This is a genomic window from Okeania sp. (assembly GCF_983059655.1).
This window is the reverse complement of the sequence record NZ_CEZPJD010001049.1, coordinates 1-2,254: the sequence shown is the minus strand read 5'-3', so window position 1 is coordinate 2,254 and position 2,254 is coordinate 1. Positions and strand designations below refer to the sequence as shown.

Here is a 2,254-nt window from a genome sequence, read left to right as displayed (position 1 = left end):
TAGATATTTTTGGGGAAATTTGAGTAGTGATGGGAGGCGATCGCTAAACTTTCCTCAATCATAATACTAACGAAATCTATAGTTATATCTAAATAATATACAAATTTATTCCATTAATTGTTGTACTTCATTTAATGGTAAATCTACTGCTTCGGCAATTTGCTCTGCTGTTAAACCGAGTTTGATTAATTTAGAGACAGTATTTAATTTATTTGTATACAAGACGTTTTCAGTGGTGGGTTGGCAAGAGGTTGTATTTTTGTAATCTGATTTAGTATTAACAAAATCCCTATTTTTTAGCTCTGTTGTTTCGGCATTATTGCAAAGATTAATACTATCAACACGAACATGATTTCCTATTAGGGGAGACTGATAATTTGCACATCCTAAACGTTCAACTGTAGCGGCAAAATTAGACTTATTTAACTTCTCCCCAAAAATCTCTGATAAAACTTGCCAGAGTTCGTATCCTTCATCTTTGACATGACCATTAGAACATTTATATTGTTCTGCAATTTCTCTGTATTTTTCGTTGTTCAGAACACCTTTCAAAATAGCAATTTGTAGATTATTTAGGTGTTTTCCCGTTTGCTGAAAGACCAACTCATCAATTGAATTTAAAGCTGTTTGCCAGTCCATTGTTTTAGAATTAATTCTTGTGAATAGCTTATCCGCTATTATCCTTCTTTATCCGTCCTTTTTATATTTTTTTCACAAAACTCCCGTCTTTATCCGTCCTTTTTCGACTTGTGGATATGAAAATGACTTGATTACAATATTGATGTCTACAATAATGCGTCAATTTGAATGAGTTAAGTAAAGATGCATTTTTACTTACAGCGTATTTCATATTAGTGAGGTACACCAGTCGCGGGCAAGATGCCCGCACTACGAAGACTTTACTATTTATACTTGTACCTCATTTACCTGCAATCTGCTGTAAGTTTAGGACTACCAAAAAGACATTTATTACAAATATGAGTACCTTAAAAGTAACTAATAGTACCATTACTTTGGACAATAAAGTTTATCAAGTTAGAAATATTACTAGCGTAGGAAAGTACCGAATTAAACCAAACTATTTTTTCAAGCTAAAATTCATCATTGCTGGCGTTATCCTCAGTTTATTGGGAATTGAATGGATGAAGAATAATCCAGATGTGTCGTTGTTCACATGGAGCGTAATTATTCTTACTGCATTGGGAATTATAGAGCGATTTACTAAGGCTAAAAGATATGGTATCAGCATAGAGACAAGTGCTGGATCTATGAAATTGCTGACATCTAAGGATGAAATTCTGATAGACAGAATTATTAACACAATCGCTCAAATTATGAATAATCAGGATAAAGCTGCTAATTATACCTTCAATATTTCTGATGGAGACATCATAAATCAAAGCGGTTCCTTTGAAAATGGGGTTCAAGTTGGGTAATTAAAATACACTATTTACTTAGATTATATGGAGAGTAAAAAACATGAATAATCAAGAGCAACAAACTAATTATAACTATGCTAAAGGAGACATTACTAACCAAAAAGCAGAGCATTTTGTGATTGGTGTTGATAAAAGAAAAACAACTATGCGTGATAATATCGGCACCCAAATTAATAATTCTCAAGATCTAGCACAAGCAGCTAAAGATATTAAAGACCTACTAAATCAACTTTCAGCAGATTATCCTAGCGATAGTTATAGAGTTTTGAGTGCTAAAGCTGTGGATGAAGTTGATAAAAACCCTCAGTTAAAATCTCGAATTATCCGAGGAGTAAAAGCAGGAAGTTTAGCAGCTTTAGAAAAGACGATAGATCATCCCGTTGCTCAATTCTTTATCGAAGGTGTAAAAGAAGTATTGAAAAAGCCTTGAATCCTTCAATAAATTGTTGAGATAGCTTTTGTAGGTTGGGTGGAGGCAAGTTTAGCGTAGCTTATCCTGTGGATAAGCCCAACACAAACAATTTTTGCCCAAACCCTGTCTCTAAATCTATTTTTATTGTAAGCATTCAGCTATCAGCTATTAATTCATTACCTTTATAGCAGGAATTAGTATTGAGAGATTTAAAGATAATTCAAAGTATTGAAAAAAACTAATCTTGACCTTAGCAATGTATATTAATTATTGATGAAACAGCTAAAAGCTAACTGTAAGCTAGCTGAATGCTTACTTTTTATTTATCAACCATAGGTGCTATAATTAAACAAAATAATTATCAAAAAACCTATGGCTGAAATTACTATAGACGAGACTAAAC

General features: G+C 32.7%; 3 protein-coding genes. 2 read left to right on the top strand and 1 reads right to left on the bottom strand.

Annotated features, from left to right (window positions below):
• Positions 1-105 precede the first annotated feature (105 nt).
• Positions 106-639: a helix-turn-helix domain-containing protein gene (locus AC3DU7_RS31640; protein WP_488043192.1), complete on the bottom strand. Its 534-nt coding sequence runs from the start codon at positions 637-639 to the stop codon at positions 106-108.
• Between the two features lie 338 nt (positions 640-977).
• On the opposite strand from AC3DU7_RS31640, the gene AC3DU7_RS31635 reads away from it, so the two are divergent.
• Positions 978-1,436 carry a DUF6232 family protein gene (locus AC3DU7_RS31635; RefSeq protein ID WP_488043191.1) on the top strand — a complete coding sequence of 153 codons (459 nt, stop codon included), beginning with the start codon at positions 978-980 and terminating at the stop codon, positions 1,434-1,436.
• A 43-nt stretch (positions 1,437-1,479) separates the two neighbouring features.
• A complete protein-coding gene (locus AC3DU7_RS31630; protein ID WP_488043190.1) occupies positions 1,480-1,869 on the top strand; it encodes a hypothetical protein in 390 nt (129 codons plus the stop codon).
• Positions 1,870-2,254: the final 385 nt, after the last annotated feature.

Excerpts from the sequence above, each read along its gene's own strand:
- AC3DU7_RS31635 (WP_488043191.1), top strand. The coding sequence starts at position 978 with ATGAGTACCTTAAAAGTAACTAATAGTACCATTACTTTGGACAATAAA.
- AC3DU7_RS31630 (WP_488043190.1), top strand. The coding sequence starts at position 1,480 with ATGAATAATCAAGAGCAACAAACTAATTATAACTATGCTAAAGGAGAC.
- AC3DU7_RS31640 (WP_488043192.1), bottom strand. The coding sequence starts at position 639 with ATGGACTGGCAAACAGCTTTAAATTCAATTGATGAGTTGGTCTTTCAG.